The 23,869-nt window shown below is 50.1% G+C and carries 19 protein-coding genes; 3 read left to right on the top strand and 16 right to left on the bottom strand.

The window, feature by feature from the left end:
* Nucleotides 1-149 precede the first annotated feature (149 nt).
* Nucleotides 150-1,130 (top strand): ABC transporter permease, encoded by a 981-nt coding sequence (locus CBE73_RS02185; protein WP_094092805.1) that lies wholly within the window; start codon nt 150-152, stop codon nt 1,128-1,130.
* Nucleotides 1,131-1,152: 22 nt separating this feature from the next.
* The gene (locus tag CBE73_RS02180; protein WP_094092804.1) at nt 1,153-2,043 is read left to right on the top strand and encodes a carbohydrate ABC transporter permease; all 891 of its coding nucleotides are present in this window, start codon (nt 1,153-1,155) and stop codon (nt 2,041-2,043) included.
* Between the two features lie 112 nt (nt 2,044-2,155).
* Here CBE73_RS02180 and CBE73_RS02175 read toward each other — a convergent pair whose 3' ends face one another.
* The 6 genes from CBE73_RS02175 to CBE73_RS02150 form a co-directional block, all read right to left on the bottom strand.
* Nucleotides 2,156-3,475 (bottom strand): SGNH/GDSL hydrolase family protein, encoded by a 1,320-nt coding sequence (locus CBE73_RS02175; protein ID WP_094092803.1) that lies wholly within the window; start codon nt 3,473-3,475, stop codon nt 2,156-2,158.
* A gap of 159 nt (nt 3,476-3,634) precedes the next feature.
* Nucleotides 3,635-5,290: an ABC transporter substrate-binding protein gene (locus tag CBE73_RS02170; protein WP_094092802.1), complete on the bottom strand. Its 1,656-nt coding sequence runs from the start codon at nt 5,288-5,290 to the stop codon at nt 3,635-3,637.
* 36 nt (nt 5,291-5,326) lie between these two features.
* Nucleotides 5,327-6,256: a carbohydrate ABC transporter permease gene (locus CBE73_RS02165; protein ID WP_094092801.1), complete on the bottom strand. Its 930-nt coding sequence runs from the start codon at nt 6,254-6,256 to the stop codon at nt 5,327-5,329.
* Nucleotides 6,257-6,272: 16 nt separating this feature from the next.
* Nucleotides 6,273-7,178, bottom strand: coding sequence for an ABC transporter permease (locus tag CBE73_RS02160; RefSeq protein ID WP_229752567.1), 906 nt, complete (start codon nt 7,176-7,178; stop codon nt 6,273-6,275).
* A 213-nt stretch (nt 7,179-7,391) separates the two neighbouring features.
* Nucleotides 7,392-9,734: a helix-turn-helix domain-containing protein gene (locus CBE73_RS02155; protein WP_244905512.1), complete on the bottom strand. Its 2,343-nt coding sequence runs from the start codon at nt 9,732-9,734 to the stop codon at nt 7,392-7,394.
* A 183-nt stretch (nt 9,735-9,917) separates the two neighbouring features.
* Nucleotides 9,918-12,422, bottom strand: coding sequence for a glycoside hydrolase family 95 protein (locus CBE73_RS02150; RefSeq protein ID WP_094092800.1), 2,505 nt, complete (start codon nt 12,420-12,422; stop codon nt 9,918-9,920).
* 246 nt (nt 12,423-12,668) lie between these two features.
* Between CBE73_RS02150 and CBE73_RS02145 the strand changes: the two genes are divergently transcribed.
* Nucleotides 12,669-13,532, top strand: coding sequence for a helix-turn-helix domain-containing protein (locus CBE73_RS02145; protein ID WP_094096079.1), 864 nt, complete (start codon nt 12,669-12,671; stop codon nt 13,530-13,532).
* A gap of 113 nt (nt 13,533-13,645) precedes the next feature.
* On the opposite strand, the gene CBE73_RS22540 is transcribed toward CBE73_RS02145, so the two are convergent.
* From CBE73_RS22540 to CBE73_RS02095, 10 genes are all read right to left on the bottom strand, one after another.
* Complete coding sequence (locus tag CBE73_RS22540) at nt 13,646-15,151, bottom strand: collagen-like triple helix repeat-containing protein (RefSeq protein ID WP_217349724.1); 1,506 nt, start codon at nt 15,149-15,151, stop codon at nt 13,646-13,648.
* Between the two features lie 251 nt (nt 15,152-15,402).
* Nucleotides 15,403-16,497: a glycosyltransferase gene (locus CBE73_RS02135; RefSeq protein WP_094092799.1), complete on the bottom strand. Its 1,095-nt coding sequence runs from the start codon at nt 16,495-16,497 to the stop codon at nt 15,403-15,405.
* 129 nt (nt 16,498-16,626) lie between these two features.
* Nucleotides 16,627-17,895: an alkaline phosphatase gene (locus CBE73_RS02130; RefSeq protein WP_094092798.1), complete on the bottom strand. Its 1,269-nt coding sequence runs from the start codon at nt 17,893-17,895 to the stop codon at nt 16,627-16,629.
* Between the two features lie 157 nt (nt 17,896-18,052).
* Nucleotides 18,053-18,961, bottom strand: coding sequence for an aldo/keto reductase (locus tag CBE73_RS02125; protein WP_094092797.1), 909 nt, complete (start codon nt 18,959-18,961; stop codon nt 18,053-18,055).
* A 51-nt stretch (nt 18,962-19,012) separates the two neighbouring features.
* Nucleotides 19,013-19,654, bottom strand: coding sequence for a TVP38/TMEM64 family protein (locus CBE73_RS02120; protein ID WP_094092796.1), 642 nt, complete (start codon nt 19,652-19,654; stop codon nt 19,013-19,015).
* A gap of 237 nt (nt 19,655-19,891) precedes the next feature.
* Nucleotides 19,892-21,031, bottom strand: coding sequence for a zinc-dependent alcohol dehydrogenase (locus tag CBE73_RS02115; RefSeq protein WP_094092795.1), 1,140 nt, complete (start codon nt 21,029-21,031; stop codon nt 19,892-19,894).
* Nucleotides 21,032-21,242: 211 nt separating this feature from the next.
* The gene (gene tnpA / locus CBE73_RS02110) at nt 21,243-21,716 is read right to left on the bottom strand and encodes an IS200/IS605 family transposase (RefSeq protein WP_094092635.1); all 474 of its coding nucleotides are present in this window, start codon (nt 21,714-21,716) and stop codon (nt 21,243-21,245) included.
* Nucleotides 21,717-21,894: 178 nt separating this feature from the next.
* On the bottom strand, nt 21,895-22,362 hold the full coding sequence (locus tag CBE73_RS02105) for a hypothetical protein (protein ID WP_094092794.1): 468 nt from the start codon (nt 22,360-22,362) through the stop codon (nt 21,895-21,897).
* Between the two features lie 102 nt (nt 22,363-22,464).
* Nucleotides 22,465-23,547, bottom strand: coding sequence for an AI-2E family transporter (locus CBE73_RS02100; protein ID WP_094092793.1), 1,083 nt, complete (start codon nt 23,545-23,547; stop codon nt 22,465-22,467).
* A gap of 47 nt (nt 23,548-23,594) precedes the next feature.
* Nucleotides 23,595-23,864 carry a hypothetical protein gene (locus CBE73_RS02095; protein WP_094092792.1) on the bottom strand — a complete coding sequence of 90 codons (270 nt, stop codon included), beginning with the start codon at nt 23,862-23,864 and terminating at the stop codon, nt 23,595-23,597.
* Nucleotides 23,865-23,869 lie beyond the last annotated feature (5 nt).

The raw sequence follows: 23,869 nt of genomic DNA, 5'->3' as shown, positions 1-23,869 counted from the left end.
CTATTATTATAGCGCTTACATGAAAATCCTTTAATCGTCCTTTCGTATGAAAGTTATTTTCAAGTATCATTCGTTAGAATGTCATATCGACACTGCTTTTTGGCCGGTCCTATAATTTTAAGTAACTTGAGATTGCGAGGTGCAGCAAAATGAAAACCTTTACAAAAGTGCGAGAGAACCCGCAAGTACCGGCTCTTGCGATCCCTCAGCGAAAAACCTGGATGAAGTTCAAGCAGCAAAAATTCCTCTTCCTGATGATGCTGCCCGCCGTCATATGGGCGCTCATTTTCGCCTATACGCCGATGGTCGGATTGTACATGTCTTTCGTTAACTACCAGCCGACACTGGGCGCATTTTGGCAGACTTTATTTAGCAGCGAATTCGTAGGGTTCAAGTGGTTCGATTATTTCTTCAGCAACGGCGACTTCCTGCTCATCATGCGGAATACGCTGGCATCTACCCTCATTACCCTGCTCTTCTCGTTCCCGATGCCGATCCTGATCGCCATCGCCATCAACGAAATCAAGAACGTAGCCTTCAAGAAAACCGTTCAGACCGCATCCTATTTGCCCTATTTCATCTCCTGGGTTATCGCCGCGAACATTATCGTGACACTGCTGTCCTCTGACGGAGCGATCAACGGTCTGCTCAAGTTCCTGCATATTACGAACGAAAGCGTCCTGTTCCTGCAGCACGGCAAATATTTCTGGTGGATTGTCGCCTTGGGCAACACTTGGAAAGACATGGGCTACAGCTCCATTATGTATCTGGCCGCCATTTCTTCCATCAATCCGGAGCTTTACGAGGCTGCTAAGGTTGACGGCGCTAACCGGTTTAAACAAATCCGGTATATTACACTGCCGCACTTAAAACCAACGATTGTCATTCTGCTGATTCTGGCGCTTGGCGGCATCCTGAATGCGGGCTTTGACCAGCACTTCCTGCTTGGCAATGATTTGACCAAGGATTATTCGGATGTATTGTCGACGTATTCCTTCCGCTACGGGATTCAGAACGGCATGTTCTCCTATGCTTCCGCAGTAGGCATGTTCAGTTCCGTAGTTGCCTTCATTATCGTAGTTATTGTCAATTTCATTGCCAAACGAGTGAATGGACACTCCCTATTCTAAACTTACACCGGAGGGACCTCATATGAACAGCAAAACTTTTGGCGAACGTTTATTTGATGCGGCGCTGTATATTTTCCTGGCAGGCATCTTCGTCGTTACCTTCTATCCGTTCTGGAACATCCTGGTGATCTCCCTGAACGATGCAACCGACACGCTTCGCGGGAATTTATATTTCTGGCCGAGATCGCTTACCTTTGAAAGCTACCGGACGATCTTCCGGAATCCTGAAATCTGGAGCGCGCTGCAGGTTACGGTGCTCCGAACCATCATCGGAACGGCCTTATCGATGTTCTGCATCTCCATGCTGGCTTATTCGCTAAGCAAACGTTATTTGCTTGGCTGGAAGTACTTCTCCTTCTTCTTTGTGTTCACGATGTACTTTGGCGGCGGTCTTATTCCTACTTACATGGTCATTAAATCCGTTGGCCTGATCGACTCGTTCTGGGTGTTCATCTTCCCGGGCTTGATCGGCGTGTTCCTGATGATCCTGGTTCGCACCTTTATCGAGCAGATTCCCGGCGAAGTCGAAGAATCCGCCAAAATTGACGGTGCCAACGATCTGCAGATCTTCTTCCGGATCGTCATGCCGCTCTGTGTGCCGGTGCTTGCCACGATCGGCTTGTTTCTGGCCATCGGCCACTGGAACTCCTGGTACGATTCCTATGTATACACCTACAAACCAAACCTTAAGACGCTGCAGGCCGTCCTGGTGAAGATCCTGAACCAATACCAGACCGCAGGCATGATGTCCGATGCCCAGCAGCTTGCGCAAAGCTCGAAGCAAATTCCGGTCTCTACGGAAAGTATCCGGATGGCTACGACCATGGTCGCTACACTGCCGATCATTATGGTTTATCCGTTTGTCCAGAAGTATTTCGTTAAAGGGATGATGATGGGCGCGATCAAAAGCTGATCCCCGAGGATTAAGAAATTTCCTTTCACGAAAAAAAGATATCCGTCCGCACAGACAACTGTGTGGACGGATTTTTATTTGGATCGCTGCAGGCAGATCCCGCCGAATAACCTTAATTCACGAGCAGCCGCAGGATCATGAGCCGGGTTCCGCGGCTTCGCTGGTCTCTGCGTCCCGTATTCCGCAGCGTAATCGTCATTGGCCCCCTTTCAGTCTGAATTGGGAACAGCACACTTACCGGACGATAAGCAAGTGGACACCATTCATCAAACAGATTCACCTCCACAAATGTTCCTCCGTTAATAGAGAATTCAAAGATGCCGGAATCCGGCCCGTACAGCATCGTAACACCGGCGCTCTGGCCCCACGCTTCGAACGTAAGATCGGCGTCTTCCTGCTCCGTAAACAGGTGCTCCGTATCGTACCTCCAGTTCATCAGCGGTTCGTTGGCCTCCAGCTTGCTGCGCTTCCAGCCTGTTCGGCTGATCAGCCGAATCCGGGGGATAGGCAGAACCAAAACATCTGATGTGGAGGCGTTTCGCCCCCCTTCTTCCCGCCGTGCCGGAAGGTGCCCTCTTCCTTCTTCCCAGTTTGATACAGACCGAGTTCCTGCATATTCGTAATTGGATTCCTCGATCGGCTCGGGAACAGCTTCTTCCTCCTTCACATCTCCAATCGTGGATTCTCCGAATAACGCTCTATCCAGATACTCCTTCATATACTCGGCATATAACGCATGACCAGCATCGTTCGGGTGATAGGTATCCGGTGCCAGATCGGTCCATTCGGTGTCTTCTTCTTGAAGCAAATCGTAGACCTTTCGCGCGAAATTCACACTGGAAAGATGATAATGTTCAGCTACGTGCTCATGGACTGCAATATACTTCGGCATTTCCGAACTTAAGTTCCGCTCTGATGCGGTGTACACGAAACAAAGATCGGTCTGCGGAGACAACCGCTTCATCTGCCGGACGATGCCTTCCATCCCCCGAATAGACTCTGCCTGCTCCAGCTGGTCATTGCCGTCATTGACGCTAAACTCTACAAACAGCAGGTCAATCGGCCGCTGGCTGAGGACGTGCTCATACAGCCGATGGGCGCCAAATACCGAATTGGTCCCACCAACCCCGGCATTGACACAGCTTACCATCTCGCCCCCCAGCCGCTCGCTCAAATATTGGCCGGTTAATGCCCTCCAGCTGGTGTCTTCCGCCTGGGAAGCTCCCGCTCCTTCCGTAATCGAGCCGCCCAGAAAGGCGATTCGGACAGGCCGTTTCAGCCTGATCTTATTCTGAGTATAGGGAAGGCCTCCGCGAAGCTGAAATCCCGATCCTTCCTTGCCTCTTTTAATCTCTTCCTCCGTGCTTGGGCTTCCGTACCACACTGCCGCTGCTGCCATTTCTTCCTTACGATTCAGCTGCTCATTCTCCATGTCTTCCTCCCCTAAAAAACCAAACCCCTCTGCCGCCGCAAGCGGTGACAAAGGGGATCGATTTTTCTCGTTTGATGTATGGCTTGGTGTTAGTGTTAGTGTTAGTGTTAGTGTTAGTGTTAGTGTTAGGTCTGACTTGTGATTAAGCGAGCAATCCGATTATTTTGCAGCGGAATTACTTGAATCGTAAGCTTTCTGCAAAATCTCCAGATAACGGCTCAGCTGGAGTTTATCAAGACCACTTACGTAGCTGTCCCAGTCTTTGTTCAGGTCTTTGCTGCCAGTGATGAATTGAAGTGTATTTTGATCGATGTAGTTCTTGATATTCGTCTGCAGCATGCTCAGCTCATCCGTTTCGGATGGATCGACCCAGATCGACCAGAACGGGAACAGTTCTTTCGGTTCTTTGCCTTCATACAGCAGCGTAGCTTCGTACAATCTGCGTTCATATCCGTCTGGCGAATAGATATCCTGGTCGGCTACAAAGCTGTCACGGTACGTCTTAGGCATATACATATGCGACATGCCGCCCCAGCCGTAGTTGGTTGGGCCTTCACCGGTTGGATAGCTGATGGAGGCAAACTGAGGTGTTACGCCGTCTCCAAGCGCTTGCTCGCCTTCTTTAGGTTTTCTCCAGCCTTCGCCCTCCTGACCTGAGTTGGAGATCGTCTGGCCTTCCGGCGTGTACATATAATCCGCGATTTTAATCAGGGCAATCTGCGCTTCTTTGCTGGCTTTGTTAGTAATGACGAATTTGGCTCCCGGAACAATACCGCCGTCATTATGAGTAGCATAGTTGGCATGAGGGCCGGTCAAAGGCGGAACCGGATTATAATCTTTGGTATTCGTGTTGACGAAAATAGCCGGGTGCATGCCTGCTCCAGCACCCAAAATTTCTGCGCTGGCGTTATCGCCGATCTTGCGGAATGCGTCGGCATTTTGCGTAAAGGCGCCCGGATCGATCAAACCTTCATCATACAGGGATTTGATGTATTCAAGGCCTTCCTTCCACTCCGGCTTGTTGGCCACGGAATCGACTTTGCCATCCTTAAGCTGCAAATAGTTCGTGTCATCATCATAGATAAAGCCGTTCATCAGGAATGGCACGATGTGCACGCCAAACGTTTCTGTAGATCCGCTCAAAGGCACTTCGTCGGCTTTGCCGTTGCCGTTTGGATCCTGTGTTTTAAACGCTTCCAAAACTTTCTTGAAATCTTCCGTCGTCTTTGGCATTTCCAGCTTCAGCTTATCCAGCCATTTGGTATTGATCCACATTTTGTTCGGATAAGAACAGTGGAAACACTCGGCATAAGCTACAAGGCCATAGATGTTGCCGTCCGGCGCAGTGATGTAGCTGCGCAGCGAAGGATTCGATTCCATAGCCGCCTTGATATGCGGTGCGTATTGGTCGATCAGGTCATTAAGCGGAACAAGCACGCCTTGTTTGCCGTATTTCAGGAGATCCGCCGGCGTGAATTGATCGATGTATTCGGTCAGGAAATACGCATCCGGATAGTCACCGCTGGCCAGCGAGATCTGGCGTTTCTCCTGTGCGCCGTCGGTAGGAATGACCTGCCAGTCGAATTTAACGTTAAACTGCTTCTCCAGGAATGTGCTAAATGTGTTGGTCTTCAGATCTACGCCGGCTTCCTGCTGGGCAAACAAGCTGACAGTGACCGGCTTTCCGCTTTCCGTACTGCCGCCAGCCGCATTGCCGGAACCCGAAGACGCACTGTTATTGCCGCCTCCGCAGGCGGTAAGCACTACGCTGAATACGATGATCAAGCTCCATAAACTCCATATTCTTTTTCTCAAAGCTGACCTCTCCCTTATTGTCGATTTAATAAATCCTCAGCCTTTCACAGAACCTACAAGCATGCCCTGCACAAAATGCTTCTGAACGAACGGATAGATGCAGAGCACCGGCAAGGTCGCCACAACAATCAGCGAATATTTCAGCAGGTCGGATAGATGCTGCTTCTCCACCATTTCCGCCGCATCCATGGCTCCTGCCCCGTTATTCAGAATGATAATGCTGCGCAGAATCAGTTGAAGCGGGAATAGATGGTCCGATTTCAAATAAATCAGCGCATCGAAATAAGCGTTCCACTGGCCGACCGCATACATCAGCACAAGCACCGCGATGATCGGCTTGGACAGCGGAAGCACGACGCTCCAGATAAACCGCAGATCGCTGCAGCCGTCAAGCTCGCTGGCTTCCACCAATTCGTCGGGAATCGAGGATTGGAAGAAAGAACGGGCAATAATGACCTGCCACACCCAGATCGCATTCGGAATGAGCAGCGCCCAGCGGGTATCCACCATTCCAAGCTGCTTTACAACGAGATAGGTGGGAATCAAACCTCCCCCAAACAGCATCGTAAAGGTGACAAAAACCATGATCACGCTGCGCCCGTACAAACTTCGCCGGGACAGCGGATAAGCGATCATAATCGTCAAGGTGACGCTGATCAAGGTGCCCGCAGCCGTATAAAACAAAGAGTTGGCATAACCGGTCAGGATCAGCGGCGTCGAAAATAAGGTTGTATATCCTTCAAAGGAAATATCCACCGGCCAAAGCCAGACTTTACCGGAGGAGACCGCATCCGGGCTGCTGATCGAGCTGCTGAGAATATAAATAAGCGGATACAGCACGGCAATCAGGATGAGACTGAGCGCCGTATAGATGATGGCCATAAATACCCGGTCGCCGGCCGAATTTTTAATGCGGTAAGCTCTTGAACTGCCGGGTGCCGTGGTGGCCGAAAGCGGGGATGCCATGGCTAGTCTCTCCTTTCTACCAGATGCTGTTGCTCGAAATCCGTTTGGCCAGACCGTTGACAAGAACGAGCAGGACCAGATTAATCACCGAGTTGAACAAGCCAACCGCCGTTGCAAAGCTGTAGTTGGCGTTCAAAAGGCCCATTTTGTACACATAGGTGGCAATGACCTCTGAACTCGATGTATTAAGCGGATTTTGCAGCAAATAAATTTTCTCGAAGCCAAGCGCCATAATATTGCCTACATTCAGAATGAGCAGAATCGTTACAGTAGGCAATATGCCCGGCAAATCAACGTGAATGATCTTTTGCAGACGGGAAGCCCCATCCACCTTGGCCGCTTCATAAAGCACCGGATCAATCCCTGCAAGCGCTGCCAAATATACGACTGATGCATAACCGGCAGACTGCCAGAGATCCGACCATACATAAATGGAGCGGAACATTCCCGGTTCCCCAAGGAAGTTGATCGAGTCCATCCCCAGCGCATTCAAAGCCAGATTGACGAAACCAAGCCGCGGCGCAAGGAACAGCATGATCATGGAAACCATGACCACCGTCGAGATGAAATAAGGCGCAAAGGTCACCATTTGCACCAGCTTCTTGAACTTGGCATGCCTTACTTCATTCAAGGCGAGTGCCAGCAGAATCGGAATCGGGAAGCCCACCAGCAATTGATAAAGACTGATTAATAAGGTATTTTTGACGAGGGTCCAGAAGATCGGATTATCAAAAAACATTCTGAAATTTTTAAAGCCGATCCACGGGCTGCCCCAAATGCCTTTTGTTACGTTGTAGTCTTTGAAAGCCAGCACGGCGTTCGCCATCGGGTAATACTTAAAGATGATGAAGAACAAAATCGGTGGAATCAGGATGAGATACAGCTGCCAGTGCTTGGCAAAGCTTTTACGTGCGACATTCAAATAAATCCCCCCTTCGTTTTAGGTCTACGCCAAATGACAGCGCTTTCTTATACAGGGTTCATTGTAGTGCCGCAGCGTATAAACGGGGTAGGTACAATTCCGGTTTTTAAGGTACCTTTCTTCCGATTAGAACCGGTCAATTGGCCCATAGAACGTACATTTTCTGCCTGATTACAAAGCGGCCAGGCTCTGACAGAAGAAAAAGAGCCCGCGCTACTGCGCGAGCTGCCGGTAGGCGCTTGGCGAAACGCCCATCACTCTCTTGAAAGCCCGGCGGAACGAATGTGAGCTGTTGTAGCCGACCATTACAGAAATTTCATCCACGGTACACTGTTTGGCTTGAAGAAGCTTAACCGCCTCCTCCATACGCACCTGCTCCAGGTAGTCCGACAAATTTGTTCCCGTAACTTCTTTGAAAAGTTGGGAAATATATTTTTCGGGCCGCTCCGCTTGTTCCGCAATTCGGTACAAATTCAGCTCGCCGTCAGAATAATGCTCTGAAATAAATTGTTTGATCTTCTCTACGATTTGCAGCTGGCTGTCATTTTGTTTGCTGGTTACGACCTCGCACAGCTCGGCGATCATCTCGCCAAATTCCTGCTGCACCGTCTCCCATTCACTTCCGGCCTGTACGCTCATCACCTTGAGATGCAGCTCCTGATGACGGCCTGACTCGAGAAAGACCTTCTGGTCCAGCAATTTGATCAGCGTAGCTTTAATTTCGTTAATGAATTGATATCTCATTTCCAGCAGCAGATTTCGGTTCTCCCTATTCTGTTCAATGATGGACCGAAGCAGCTTATCCGCTTCTTCACGGTCTCCCGCACGTACGGTGCTGATCAGCCGGTGTTCCATGTCCAGAGGATAATAATAACTTCCGCTCTCAAGCCTGGAATCGCTGAACCAGACAATATCCGGCCTTTCCTCGGCCGCGGCGTACTCCGCCATCTGCTTGGCTTGCTCGAAGGACTGACTGATCTCCTGCAGCGAGGAGAAAAATTCGCCAAAAGCAGCGGTCAGCTTCATTTTATATTCCTGGTATGCAATTGCGATTATCCTGCCAATCATGGACTCAAGCTGCTTGCGCTGCTCTTCCTTGGACACCATTTCCCCGTCCATTCCGTTCAGGAAGATCATGACAATCTGATCAGAGCCCAAATCCGTCAGATACATTCCAGGCCATGGGTCGTTCCCGTTCAGCATCTGTTTGACAAGCAGGCGGGCCGCGTACAATTCGTTTAGGATATCCACGCTGTCCAGATCAGGATACCCGTTCACCTGCAAAATGCCCACATAACCGCTGTGGGACTCCAGCTCGGTTTGGGTTTGCACAGCTGCTGCCAGGATTTCCGACTTCGTCTCGAACTCCCCATTAATCAGCCGCTTGAGGAAGCCGTCTCTGACGAGTGGAAACTGGCGCGCCACCTCTGACTCCAACTGTTTATTCTCCACAAGAATCTGCGAAATGTTGCCGTGCAGGAAGTCGAACTCATTGCGCTTTTTAGGAAACTGAAACTGATCGTCCTTCAGCACCTGCTCCTTGAACATGGCCAGCAGGTGGTTTAAGGGAGCGCTGTTCCGGTAAGACAGAATCAACCCCACCAGCAAGCCGACAAGCAAAGCCGCTCCGGTAAATACCCAGGAGATATATTTAATATGGTTCGCATTTTGCATCAGCACATGTTTGGGAATCCCCGCCCGATAAACCCATCCAGTTGTTTTGGAAGGAATGGTGATGACAAGGTCGTCGCCCCAGAAGCGGCTTACCTGACCATTATCTGAATCAAGCTCGGATGATACCGCTTTCATTTTGTCAGCTGTAATCCCCTGCAAGCTGAGCGGTTGTCCTTGTTCGTCCGTTATGGACGTCCATCCGCCGTATCTTTCGATCCAGCCGGACAGCAGATTTTCAATATTCTGCTCATCGATCGTTACCACAATCGCAGCAGGGGAAGAACCGCTGAAGCTGTCGAGCGGCAGGGATTGCATATAAGAAATCGCTGAGATCTGCTTATTTTCCATTACCAGAGTGTTAAGCGGCGTGATTTCGCTGCGGTGTGTACTATGCAGAATCTGGTCCTCCCACTCGGTCAGCGACATATTTTCGTAGTGACTGGATTGGTAATACGATTCAGGCCTGTAGGTGGAACCTTTGGCCAAAATTACATTGTAATTGCTGAGATAGATATAATAATTTTGCAAAAAATCATTCGTCTGGCTAAAAGGTGTGACCTGCTTGAGCAGTTCCCATATGCCAAATACGTTAACCTCTCCGCTGACGGCCGGTTTCTCATTCAGCAGCGCATTTAAATCCTGATTTAAAGCCAGCTGCCGGGTAAACCCTTCTACCTCCGCTATCCGTCTTTCCAGCATTTCCTTGCTTTTATTAAGCTCCGTGACACTATTCTCAATAGACATGGACTGGGTAATCGAAATGGAGGTTCGGTAGGACAGATACCCGGCAAAGCTGGGGATGATCAGGATAATCAGATAAGAGATCAGAAATCGTCGAAACATTTTGGACTGCCTAAGCACCTGCCTGGTCCGATCAAACATAGGTTTTGAGTTGCGGAGCAGCTTTCCTGAAGTCTGCATAGTTTGGCTTGAAAAGAAACGCAAAGCCTCTCCCCCTTTGAAAGAATGTTCTCCCGGACCCCACATCCGCTTTCAAATGGCAGGAAAGACAACCACGGCTTTTGGCTCAACGGTTGTCTTCAGCTCTTGCCGACGTTCGCAGGGTCAAGGATTTCTTCTGTCTGTTGTCAAAGTTTCATTTGCCTTCCTGCCGGAGCTCACAGAATTTAGAAATTCGCCATTCAAATTGTGAAGATTAGCATTCAATTGAACAGTTTCACCCTGCGCCAATTCCAGTCGAGTTTGTTTGTCCTTGTGCCGGATCAAGACGGTCCTGCCAGGGGAACTGGAGCGGATGGAAACGGTTCGCAGTTCTCCCCCGCTCCACTCGATGTCGACTTCAAAGCCGCCTTTGGCTCGTAAGCCACTCACGCTTCCTTCCTGCCACTCCTGCGGCAGAGCCGGAAGCAATTCGATCTCGCCCGAAAGGCTGTGCAGCAGCATTTCAGCAATCGCGGCAGCTCCTCCAAAATTGCCGTCTATCACAAAAATATTCGTCTCGGCACCGGCAATTCCTGCTTTTGAGAACGTTAACATATTATCCAGGCATAATTCACCGATCAGGTGGGAGACATGCTTCAAAGCTCGACTGCCCTCCTGCAGCCTTGCGAAATAGATCGCGAACAATGCCGCCGTGAACTCTACGTCCTCCAGATTGCTTTGCCCCATCCGCTTCTCAAGCGTGACTCTCGCCGCATCAGCCAGTTCGCGGGTCCGTTCCGGATGAATTTGATTCCCCGGATAAAGAGCAGTCAGATGCGATAAATGCCGGTGCTCCGGCTGGGCTTCTTCGTAATCCTCAAGCCATTCCTGCAGCTGTCCCTGCTTGCCGATCTGAAGAGGGGGCAGTTTGGCAAGCGCTGCTGACCACTGCTCCTGCAGCTCTTCATCCCGCTGGAGCTCGCGGGCGGCCTTCAGGCAGAACTGAAGCAGATCCCTGACCAGCACCATATCCATGGTTGGCCCCATAGACAACTGCTGTCCGCTTTCCTCCGGCTTCGAGGTATAGAAGCTGTTCTCCGGCGAATTCGACGGCCCCGTCACCAGCCAGCCATACTTCGGATGTTCGGTCATGTAATCGAGGAAAAAGGCCGCTGCATCCTTTAATACCGGATAAGCCTGCTCCCGCAGGAAGCGTTCATCCAGCGAATATTCGTAATGCTCCATCAAATGTGTGGCAATCCACAAGCCCCCAGTTACGTTCAGCCCCCAGCCGGTCTGCCAGCCAGGCAGCGTAAATCCCCAGGCATTGGAGAAGACATGGGCGACCCAGCCGTCTGCACCGTACAAGTCCCGCGCCGTCGTCCGTCCGGCTTTGGCCAGCTCCTCTACGTAGTCCATAAGCGGCACATGGCTTTCACCGAGATTCACAATCTCCGTTGGATAATAATTCATTTGGGTATTAATGTCGAGGTGGTAGTCACAGCTCCATGCCATCCGGTTGGCTTCCCCGTCGTTCCAAATGCCCTGCAGATTCAGCGGCAGCGGAGAATCCTCTCTCGCCCCGGCAATCGTCAAATAACGACCATATTGGAAAAACAGCTCTACAAGCGCCGGATCATCCAGCTTCCCTTCTTTAAAGCGGCGAATTCTTGCATCCAGCGGCAGCTTTGCCGCTTCCGTAGTTCCCACGTCGAGTTTTACCCGCTCAAACAGCGGCTTATAATCGGCCATATGTTCAGCTTTAAGCCGATCAAATCCTTTCGCCATGGCCCCTTTCACTTGTTCGGCCGCTCGGTTGCTCCAGCTGTCATCCTCCTGTTTATAGTCCGTATTCACCGCAAAATAAATGACCGCCTCGTCCGCCCCTATAACCTTAATGATTCCGTCACGGCTGCTGACGGTACCGCCAAAGGCCTCTACCTTGACGACCCCGGCGCTGCTGACTCCGCAGCTTCCGTCGCTATGTATCGTTTCAACCGCTTTGCCATGAAATCGGATTTCACTCAACTCCTGATGATCGCTTTCTGCTTTGAATTCAGAGGTTCGGCCTTCCAGGCGAAGTGTAAAATGAAGGCCGCTCTGCACCGCGCTTCGCACCCTGCCTACCACCAGGTCTTCGGCATGAGTAGCCAGAACCTCCCGCGTGAACAGGGCCGACTCCGTCTGCCCTGTTTTGTCTGCCTTGTCTATCTTAACTGCCTTAACTGCCTTATCTGCCTTGTCCGCCCCTTCCGAGCTCCGCACTTCTGTCCGCACGGCCGCTTCGCCGAGATCCAGCTCACGATATACTATGGGCTCCTGCTCTCCACCGTTTGCATTCAGCTGTCCGGCTGACACTGCCGGCTGAAACTCCACAACCACATCGCAAAGGCTCAGGTTTGTCCCGAAGTTTTGTTTGGCGGGCTGCAAATAACGTTTCGCCAGCTGGTCCCCGCCTGCATAGTCTCCGGCAAAGAAGTGGCTTCTCATTTCTTCGATCGCCTCTTTACCTCCGCCAGCTCCCTGCACATATTCCGGCTGTCCGGACCAATACGTGATCTCGGTCATGGACCAAACTTCTTTCAGCACTTCCGCTATCACGACCGCTCCAATTCTACCGTTGCCGACCGGAAGACCTTGAGCCCACCCCTTTGCCGGCGATGTGTACCAAAGTTTGTTTTTTGTCATGGAGAGTTCCTTCTTTCTATTCAAAATGAGTTTATCTGCATTCATATAGGGAAAGCGCATTCAAAGAGACTTGCTAAACTTTCTAAACTTGCGAAATGATCCGCTCTGCATGCCTGCCTCTTTCCATTAACGGTGCATTTATCGTATCATCCTAAGCAGGATATTGTCTTTGCAGGATGATTCAATCATTTGACGAATTGTCCGGTAATTCAATCCGATTCCGGGAATAACGAAGGAGCTTGGAACATGAAACGTATATCCGATATTCGTCCTTATGTAGGCGACTCCATGAAATATTTATACGATGGCAGCAGCAATGAGAAGCTGCGGGTGTGCAGCGTATACGCTTTTCATTTGTTTACGGAGGGTCCTGGCGAAATGGAGATCGACGGGATTCGTTATCCGATTGAACGGGGCACGCTGATCTTTCTGCGTCCAGGCCAGCCGCATGCTTTTCACATTTCACCCGAACGCCCCTTATCCTCTTACAATCTTTATTGTGATTTGTGGGAACGTCCGGAGCAGGCTCCTTACAGCCGGACCATTATTTATGCGCCGCAGCCGTTTCATCTGGATGAGCTATCACCGGAGGAGAACTGCGAGGAGCTCACGCTTCTGCCGAAGGTTTATTCACTGCGCGCCTATCCCCATCTCTATGACGGCTTTATTCAGGTGGCCCGTTTCTTTGATGAGCTGGAATTATACCGCCAGGAGGCGGTGAACAGTTATTTTTACGGCTGGCTGTTGTCCTGGTTTAACGTCCTTCAAACCCGACAGCCGACCGATTACCGGATTGTTCGGTTTCTGCAGCAGCTTCACGCCTCCCCCGAACGCCGGAATTCCGTTGCCGAGTGGTCCAGAAGCTGCGGATTAAAGCGGACTTATTTTCATGAGCTGTTTCTGCGGGAAACCGGACTCACCCCGAAAGCTTACCAGCATAATCTGCTCATGAAGAAAGCGGCCAACCTGCTGCTTGAAAGCGAAATGAGCGTGACCTTGATTGCCGAGAAGCTGGGCTACGGCTCGATCCATCCTTTTTCCAGACATTTCAGTTCTTTCTACGGCATGACACCAAGTCAATATCGCAAGACCCCTCAAGCCCGGCCATAAAAAAAGGACTCTTCATATACGGAGAATCCTTCGTAAAAAAGGAACAATAACGCTCTAGCCGTTCGCATGATCGGTGTGATTGAGAATCAAACCGGATTTTAACGTCCTGCGCATTACCTTTGATCGTCAATGGTGGCACTGCTATTGTTAGCCGCAAGTTCTCCGATCGGATCATAAGGCGCTCCGATTGGCGTTCCGACGAGCAAAGCGATATCCACCGCATTCTCCGGAATGCCCCAGGAGTTGCCCGAGAAGACGAATATGGCGCGGTCTACCACATACCCGCGTGTGTTATATACGACATTGTTCATGATATTGCCTGTTGAGTTCGGATTCAGATAAGCAGGCTGTCTTAAACTATAGAAAATATTGCCTCTCACCAGCAGATTTGTCACGTTGCCCTGGGTCAAGAATCCGCGGTTAACCACCCAGCCTGTTGAAGGCCCGGCTTGCGGCGGACCAAAGATCATATTATTGGTCAATCTATGATTCGTTCCTGCAAACTGGAAGAATTCAACAGCATAAGGCAGGTTACTGGTGACGGTCAAGCCGTCTATCGTCACTCCGCTACCGGTCACCAGGAAGGGAATCGCCGCTACCTGCAGCATGATCTGGGTGTTCGGATAACCCTGGAGCGTGATTCCGGCTTTGTTGACGGTAATGGTTGCAGTCAGCGGGTATGTGCCTCCCAAAATATGCACGGTCCCCGTCGGAGACACGGCGGTTACACCCTGCTGAATCGTGCCGTACGGAGCCGCCTGGCTCCCATCACCGCCAGCGGCACCTGCTTGCACATAGACATTGAACGGATTCGGTTCCACACTGCCCGTAGGCCCGGTGGCTCCTGTAGGCCCGGTCGCTCCAGTGGCTCCCGTAGCACCCGTTGCCCCTGTTGCTCCTGTTGCTCCTGTTGGACCGGTGTCACCGGTCGCTCCCCCTGCCGGTCCGGTTGGTCCCGTGTCACCTACCGCCCCTGTTTCCCCAGTCGCTCCCGTAGCCCCGGTCGCACCGGTAGGGCCGGTCATCCCCATAACCCCGCTAGCGCCTGTTGGCCCTGTTTCTCCCCTTGATCCGGGAGCTCCCGTAGGACCGGTGGCTCCCGTTTCTCCTGCAGCGCCGGTCGGTCCGGCGGCTCCTGCTGGTCCTGTTGGCCCTGTCTGCCCCGTAACACCTGTCTGCCCCGTAGCACCTATTGGGCCCGTAGCACCTGTTGGTCCCGTCGGACCCGTTGCCCCGGTTGCTCCAGTGGCTCCGGTCGGCCCAGGCCCAACCAGTTCAGAAGTTAACAACCGATGCGCGCTGACCAGCTGATTGTTTACATTTTTCCCCCACAACGAAATTTCGACTTCTTCCGGCGTAACTCCTGTGATATTGAAATCAAACTCAAAAGCATCCACATCGGCAGGGTAAGCTCGAACCATCACCTGGTTTGCCGGAATGGGCAGGACTTCCGCAATATACACCGTCCTTGCCCCACTTAAATTATATCCTGTCACCGTTGCCGCAGCCGGGTTTATCAAACTGCGGTTTGTAAGGCTGACCATCACCTGCGCGGTTGGCCTCGATCCAGTAGAGGCATCAATCGGGTTTTCTATTGGGCCTGAATGGTAGAATGCCACTTTCTTCTCCTCCTAACATCAAAATTAAAGGATGTTCACCCTCTGAACTTAGTCTTGTTGTGTAATTAATATATTCGTAGCCAGGCAAAGAGCTTGGGCAGCCAAGGAGATGTGCCGCCTATTTTCTAGGACAAGAATATAACAAAGAAGCATAAACGCCGTCTCCTTTCGGATCAACCGGGTTTGCGCAATGAATATGTGCATGTGCCATACAGTCTATTTCTATTTCATCTACTTTTTCGTATACAGCCTTAGTCCTGCTCTTGATCTCCGGAGATGCCCAGTACCGTTTCAAAATAGTTCTTGTTCTGCAGCATCCTCTTATCAGCCGGTCTGTAGGCAAGTGCCTGCTCGTTATGCCTGTAAGCCAGCCTATGAAGCCCTAGACGGTCATAACATACACAAAGCTGCAGATGGGGAAGCCACGTTGAGCAGGCTTCATGAGTTAGCCCCAAATGGCCCGCGGGCGGTTTGATTTGAGTAGCAAGTTCATACCAAAAGACGGCAGAGCGGTAGTCCTGTTCATTCAGGAAATAATATCCGAGCCGACAGCAGGCTTCAGGCCTCGGACTGCTGTATTGCAGCGTTCGAAGCGTGGATTCAAGAACCTTCTCTTTATGGCCCAAATGCGTATAAGCATCCGCAAGCTTTCCGCAGGCCGCGATATTGTCCTCCACCCAGCCAAGACCGGTAGCCAAGAAACGATGATAATAGGCAACAGCCCTCTCGTATTTCCCATGATCAAACAGCTCATTTGCGAAATAATATAAATCCCTCGGAGAAAAATCCTCCCCCGCCTGTTCCCGTGCTTCGTAAATGTTCAGGTTTCGGTCGCTGTCATGATGGAGGCTGCTGTGCGTTACGGATATTTCACTATCATAAATATAGCCCCCTACCTCTAAATACTCGTGGACAGGACCGATCCATTTAAATCTGTTTGCTTTCTTTACAAGTCGGTTGCGGCGCAAACTTGAAATCACGTTCCCGAATTCATCGAAGACAAGGTCATATTTCATCGTCACAGAATCTATCGAAGGGTCCAGCGTTTGTTTTAACTCGGCTAATTTCTTGCGATCGTCCTTTTGCAGCACATCATCCGCATCCAGCCATAAAATATAGGGTTGTGTTGCTTTGCTGAAGGCATAATTCCGGGCAGCTGCAAAATCTTGGATCCATTCGAAATCATAAACCCGATCCGTGAACCGGCTTACGACTTCTTTGGTTCGATCGGTGGAGCCGGTATCCACGATATTGATCTCCTCTACCAAATCGTGCACAGAAGCCAGGCAGCGGCCAATGGTATCTTCTTCATTTCTGACAATCATACATAAACTGATCTGGATCACGACTCATCACCTCAACTATATGAGTATTCCAGGACACGCTGTCTGGTGAGCCCGTGTTATCCATCGATGGTTGGAACAAACTAAAAAGGCCCATCCGCGATCGGATAGGCCTCCAGTTCAAGCTTCGAATTATTTCTTGTTTCCAAGTCCCATAACGAGCATCAGCTTGTTATAAACTTCGGTATTCTCGAACATGCCTGAGAAGAGAACCGAGTTTTTACCCATAGCTGTAACAGGTACGTCTACCGCTGTATGTCCGGAAGTCGTCCAGTCCACCATAAACTGCTGGTCGGAGCCTTTAATGGCAAAAGGACCGTCTTCCTTCGAAATGCCGTCACCGGATTCATCCTCGGTATCTTCAACCGGTTCAATCGAGAATCCGCCGGTTTCATGGTCAGCCAGTACAAGCACCAGCGTATCCGGGTTTTGTTTAGCAAAGTCTTTCGCTACCTGAACCGATTTGTCCAGCTCCTGGCCGGCTTTAATCGTCAGTGCGGCATTGTTATTGTGAGCCATCTCGTCGGTTGCTTCCTCTTCTACCATCAGGAAGAACCCTTTATCATTTTTAGCAAGAGTATCGATTGCTTTCTTGGTCATATCCGCCAGCGGCACCACAGGGTTGTAAAGATCGCCCTTGCCTTCTTCACGCTGCTGGAACATTTCTTCATTGGCAAACAATCCAAGCAGCTTGCTGCTGGTTGCCTGCTCCAGCTCGGATTTGCTCGTTACATAGGAGTAGCCGAGCTGTTTGGCTTTCTCGACCAGATTGCCTTTTGTACCTTTGCTTTTCTCAGATGGATCTTCAGCAGGCTCGTCTGGGAAAGCTCCCTGTTCTCCCGCAGGGAACCAGAAATCTTCGCCGCCGCCAAGAATGACATCAAGCTTGCTGTCATTCAGATATTGCTCTGCAATATCGCTTTGTGCCGAACGATCCTCTACATGGGAACCAAATGCGGCGCCCGTTGCGTCCGTTACCTGGCTGGTTGTTACTACACCCGTAGATAAGCCGGCATCTTTCGCATATTCCATGATCGCTTTCACGGATTGTTTGTGTTCATCTACACCGATAGCTCCGTTATAAGTTTTAACCCCGCTTGCGTAGGCTGTAGCAGCAGCAGCGGAATCCGTAACCGGAACCGTTGAGCTAGTATGAATGAGACCGCTGTAAGGCATATCATCCATAGCCAGCTTGCCTGTCTCGCCAACTGTTGCCAGACGAATCGCGTTTCGCTGAGCTGTGCCCATGCCGTCGCCAACGAATAAAATGACGTTTTTCGTTTTAGGGGTGTCGGCTTGAACGTTTTCGGATGCTTTAGGGATCACGAAACCTGTTGCCGCCAGAACTGTTGCGGCTGCGACCACCGCTGTTTTCTTCATGCTGCTTTTTGCTAACTTCATTGAATGCCCTCCTAATTTTAGATAGAATAACATTTCCAAAAAGTAGCATACCTCAGCTAGATTAATAGAATGTATAAATCATGTAAAATTGTGTGAAATCGTGTAAAAAAAACGGACCCTCGATAGGATCCGGTTTGAATATGCGAGTAATAATACATCACCGATGCTGCGTATAACGGTTCGCGCGGCTGATCTGCCGAATTTGCCCAAGCACCTTATCGCTCAGCGGAGGAATAGCGGATGCACCTACATTCTCATCAAGCTGCTTGAGAGAACTTGCTCCAGCAATCGCCGAAGCCACAGCCGGTGCAGCCAGGCTGTAGCGAATCGCCAGCTGGCTAAGCGTGCAGGTGCCGGCCGCCACCTGCGCCAATTTGCTGCGAATCTCCAATAGCTCGGACTCGTTGTAGTCCAAATAACCTTTGGCCGCTTTCTGTTCGCCTCCATCGGCCAGATTGCCGCTGGCTACCGGACCGCGGGCAATAACGCTAATGCCGTTCTTCTCGAGCAGCGGAAGGACCTCTTCCTCGGCGCGCCGGTCCAAAATGCTATACTGGTTCATGACGCTGACGATCGAAGAACGTGATACGTATTCCCGAATAACGTTTGGACGAATCGAGGAAATGCCATAGTGCCGAATAAGCCCTTCCTTTTTCAACTGCTCAAAAGCTTCTATCGTCTCATCGATCGGGTCATCCAGCGTGCCTCCATGCAGCTGATAAAGGTCGATATAATCGGTCTGCAGCCGGCGCAGACTTTCTTTAACAGCCGATAGAATATAGGCTTTGGAAGCGTCCCAGACCCAGCCCTCATGGTCGGGAATCCGCCGGTTGCCAACCTTGGTCGCCAGAATGACGTCCTGACGGCGTCCTTTCAAGGCCAAACCAACGATTTCCTCGTTGCGGCCGCTGTCATACAGATCCGCCGTATCCAGCAGATTGATGCCGCGGTCCAGCGCTTCATGAATAAGTCTGACACCTGTCTGTTCTTCGGTTCCGATGGTCATGCAGCCAAACCCGATTTCAGATACGAGCAAATCCGATGTTCCGAGTTGATTTTTGTTCATAAGAACTCCCCGCTTTCTGCTTGCAATTAACTAGAGTTATGGACTCCATCACTACATCAAAGGATTAGAGGGTGGAGTCTCCTGCTCCCGCCCCTGCCTCCCTTTGTGCCGCACCAGCAGCACTTCCTGGCAGACAAACATGAGCAGCAGAAGCAGGCAGAATCCACCATACAATAGGGTGATCAAGCCTACATTCACTTCGGGCATCAGCACCGCCGCTCCCAGCACGCCAATCAGGCCGATATAAGACAACATACCCCACACCGAGGACCAGCAGTATTTCCGGAAGCTTAGCGATGAAATAGACGCCATTAAACAAATCAGGTTATTGGGCATAATGGGCAGGGTGCGGAGCAGAATGATTGTCCAGATTCCGTACCGTTCCGTATACCTCTGCCATTTCTCATAACGTTTCATCTTTCTGAGCCACTTGCGTTGTATCCAGTTTGATAGAAATTTCTCGCAGACGACATAGACCAATATCGTACCCAGGGTTCCCATTGCCCAGCTGACCAGAAGCCCTTCTACAAGGCCGATAGCCGAAATATTCAGCATGATGAGGGCAGCAAACGGGTAAAGGCCGATAAAGGATTGAATAAGCGCCAGAGGAATCGTAACCAGCAGAATGGAGTAGCCATTCAACTGCATGGTTTGAATTAACCAGTCAATAAACTCCTCAGGGTAATTTTCCATAATACATCCCGCTCCAGCATTGATGATGTTTTTTTGGTACGGATACAATCATAACTCAAAAACGGCAATTTTGGTATAAGTCCTAAAGTGGGGGTGCTGTGCCGGAATGCCCGGTCACGGTCTGCACATATGAAATCTTCGATCCATCCAGGCGCAAGGTCAGTCAGCACAGAAAAAGCCGTCTGAACAACGTCCAGGCGGCCTGTCCAAGTTTGGTTCCCGCTAAAGGGTTAACGGTTACGGTTTTAATATGACCTTGATGCAGTCCTCTTCCTTGTTGTCGAAGATGCTGTAGCCGTGTTCTGCCTGTTCCAAACCGAGGCGGTGCGTAATGATGTCCGTCGGATCTATTTTCCCATGCTTGATCTGCAGATAAAGCTCAGGAATCAAATGAATGACAGGGGCTTGGCCGGTCTTGATGGTAATGTTGCGCTCGAACAAATGGCCGAACGGGAACATGTTATAAGTAAGCCCGTAAACGCCGGTGACCTGGATGGTGCCGAATTTGCGAACCACTTTGGCTGCCAGCTCAAACGCGGACAAAGATCCGCCCTGCAGCTTGAGCGTTGTTTCAATCTTTTCGATCATCGATTTCTTGGCATCCAGCCCTACACAGTCAATCACGACATCTCCGCCGCCCCCGGTGATTTCCTTGATATGATCAGAGAAATCGGCGCCGTATTCTTCAAAGTTAAACACCTCAACGTTGTTGGTCCGTTTCGCATGCGCCAGCCGGTAAGGGACATGGTCGATGGCAATAACCCGTTTCGCACCTTTCTGCCAGGCAAATTTCTGAGCCAGTAAACCCACCGGTCCACAGCCTAAAATAATAACGGTATCTCCCGGCTTAACGCCCCCGTTAATTACGCTCCAATAAGCTGTAGGCAGTATGTCCGAGAGGAACAGCAGCTTCTCATCCTCCATTTCTGCATTCTCCGGAATGACAAATGGCATAAAGTTGCCGTACGGCACACGCAGAAGCTCCGCTTGTCCGCCCATAAAACCGCCGTAGCTGTTGGAGTACCCCAGATAGCCACCCGTATCTTTCGCTTCGTTCGCATTGTCGCATTGGCTCTCCATCTGATGCTTGCAGAAGAAACATTCCCCGCAGGACACATTAAACGGAATGATGACGCGGTCTCCTTTCTTCACATGCCTAACCTCAGGCCCCACTTCTTCGATGATGCCCATCGGTTCATGGCCTACCACATAATCATCGTACATGCCGGGAATCTCCCCGTTATAAATATGAAGATCCGATCCGCAAATAGCCGTACTTGTAATCCGAACCAGTACATCCTGTTTCGTTTCCAGCTTAGGGTCTCTTACTTCCTTAACTTCCATCTTCCGCTTGCCTTGATAGGTAACAGCCTTCATTTTCTCCTCCTTGTTGTCCAGCGCGGGTTTAAAGTTTCAGTTCATCGATTGATTACCCATTTTGAAGAAAATCAGAACCACCCGTCCAACGGGTGGTTTGCACTAGGGGTATAACCCCCTGTTACCAAACTGCGCCTAAAGACGCTAGCCTGACCACAAAGCGTTCAGGCTCAGTGTTATTTGTCTCTTTCACTTACCAGTTAAACTGGTTTTACTTTTTCTTGCCCTTGTTGCTGCTGAATGGATCTTCATACTCTTTTACACTCAGCTTATCTACGGCTTGGTCATGTGCCTCTTGCTCTCGAATGTACTTGGCGACGGTGGCTTCATTTAGCCCCACTGTACTTACGTAGTAGCCTTCCGCCCAGAATTTCCGATTCCCATACTTATACTTCAAGTTGGCATGCTTCTCGAATATCATGAGTGCGCTTTTCCCTTTTAGATAGCCCATAAAGGAAGACACCGATATTTTCGGTGGGATCGCCACCAGCATGTGGACATGATCCGGCATCATATGCCCTTCTAATATCTCTACTCCCTTGTATTTACATAGACGCTTCATGATTTCAATTAGATCTCGTCTCACTTGATTGTAGATCTCTTTACGTCTATACTTCGGGGTGAACACAATGTGATACTTACACATCCACTTTGTGTGCGCTAAACTAAAATTTTTATTTTCCATATAAGACCATCCTTTCGAATTGAGCCTGAACATCTCAATTTTATCCGGATGGTCTTATTGGTGTAACCCTAGATCCCTCCACCCGCATAGCGGGTGGTTTTATATTTCGCACGTTTCACGTGCTCAACAGGCTAAAGCCTAAAAATAAAAAAGCCAATCTTGGTAAGATTGGCTTCATTTAAACCTTATATACTTTAATTCCAAAAGAAGATTCGGCCCTATCGACATACGGGCCCTTGGCCAGACAAGTAAAAGACAAATGGCTGCCCCGCAGACAAAGGAGCTTGTCACCCGGCTGAAGTCCCCATTGTTTCAAAGTGGCAGGCGGCACGGTTAAACTGTGATCATTACGAAGCGTTACCCAACAGAACAAACGCTCTTTAAACGGGATGATATGCCCCTCCTGGACTGAAAAATCCTGCAATTCAGGAAGATTCGCAAACACGGCTGCCAGCGGGGAATTCGGAATCAGTTCCTTGCACATAACGTTAAAGCCGCTTGATGTATTTCGTCCGGACATGAGAATAATCGGACCTGGGCCAATACCGTATTCCTGCAAGGCCTGCTCAGGCAAATGAAGGGAGCCGTCTTCGCCGATCAGGCTCCAAGCATAAACAAACTTGCCGCCTCTGGCAGTCATGGACATGTTATCGCCTCCCGGAAATATAGAGAACTTGGATAACTCCATCATCCTCTATCCCGGGAAGGTCCCGATATGACATCTGTCACTTTCAGGCAAAGCCGGTACCTAATCCACAAATTCTTCCACTTTATCCGCCAGAAAGATCCGGTAAACGCGTACGATCGTAACTTTTACAATCATATACAGCGGGATCGCCAGCAGCATGCCCAGGATTCCGCTGATCTCCCCAGCAATCAAGATGAGCACCACCGTCGTCAGCGGGTGAATGTTAATCGTTCTGCCGTATACGTAAGGTGCGATCAGATTCCCTTCAATTTGCTGGGCTACAAATACAACCACGATGACCCACAGCACCATGCTCGGAGATTCGGTAAATGCAACGATGACGCAAGGAATGGCGCCGAGCAAAGGACCAAAATACGGGATGAAGTTAAAGATCGCGCAAATGATGGCAAGCAGCAGCGGATATGGCAGTCCGATGATGAGGTAACCAATAAAACTAAGCACGCCGAGCAAGAAAGAGCTGATGATGCGTCCGGCAATGAACCCGCTTAACGCATTATCGATTTCATCGGTTACATATTTGGCATCCTTGCGATATTTAGAGGGAATCATCCGCACAAGAGCGGCGGACATTTTGCCATCTTCCTTCAACATGTAATACAAGACGATAGGCACTGTACCTACAACGATGAAGAAACCGCTCAGGAACGAAATAAAATGGGACAAATAACCGCTGATGGTCTGAAGCAGTTCATTGGTATATTCCGTGATTTTACTGGTGAACTGAGCGTTATCGCTGTCGAACATCGAGAAATATTTACTTTTCTGGATCTCGTTCATCTGGTTCGTTAATCCGTCAATCAGAAACGGCACATTGTTGATGAACTGCTGAATCTGATTGCGGAGCGGCGGCCATACCACAAGGAAAAAGATCGTCAGCAGCAGGCAGATCGCCAAATAAATAACGAGGACAGAAGCTACACGATTAACTTTGCGTTTGTCCAGTAAATGGATGAGCGGCCGCAGTAAATAATACAGAAATACGGAGACGCTCACCGGCACGATCAGAATGGAGACGAGTGTCACAACCGGATTAAAAACAAAATTGATTTTGTGAAGCAGAAATACAATCGTAAGCACCATAACGATGCCAAGAGATGTTTTGAAAAAAGTATTCTGCGGCATGCCTGTTCCTCCCAGTCCTTTAAGCAAGGGCTAGGCAACACCGCCGGTTACAGCTCTGGATTGGCATCCAGCGCAGCGTCCAGCAGGTTGTCGAATGCCTCCTCGCTTTCTTCAATAAACGCATCGACCACAAGGAGTTTCTCTTCTTCTCCGGGCTCTGCATGAAAGTGAAGACTATAGTCCCAATCCTTCCCTTTTTTGCTGTAGAAAGTGATCTCATAAGGCTGGGTATGTCCTTCAACTTCAAATACGGTTTTACCCAGGAAGGCACCTTCCGAATCCTTATTCATTTCAGCGTTCTTGATTATCATGTTCATTTGTT

The organism is Paenibacillus physcomitrellae (assembly GCF_002240225.1).
GTDB lineage: Bacteria > Bacillota > Bacilli > Paenibacillales > Paenibacillaceae > Fontibacillus > Fontibacillus physcomitrellae.
Note: the sequence above shows the minus strand (reverse complement) of the source record. Positions and strands in the feature narration are given on the sequence as shown.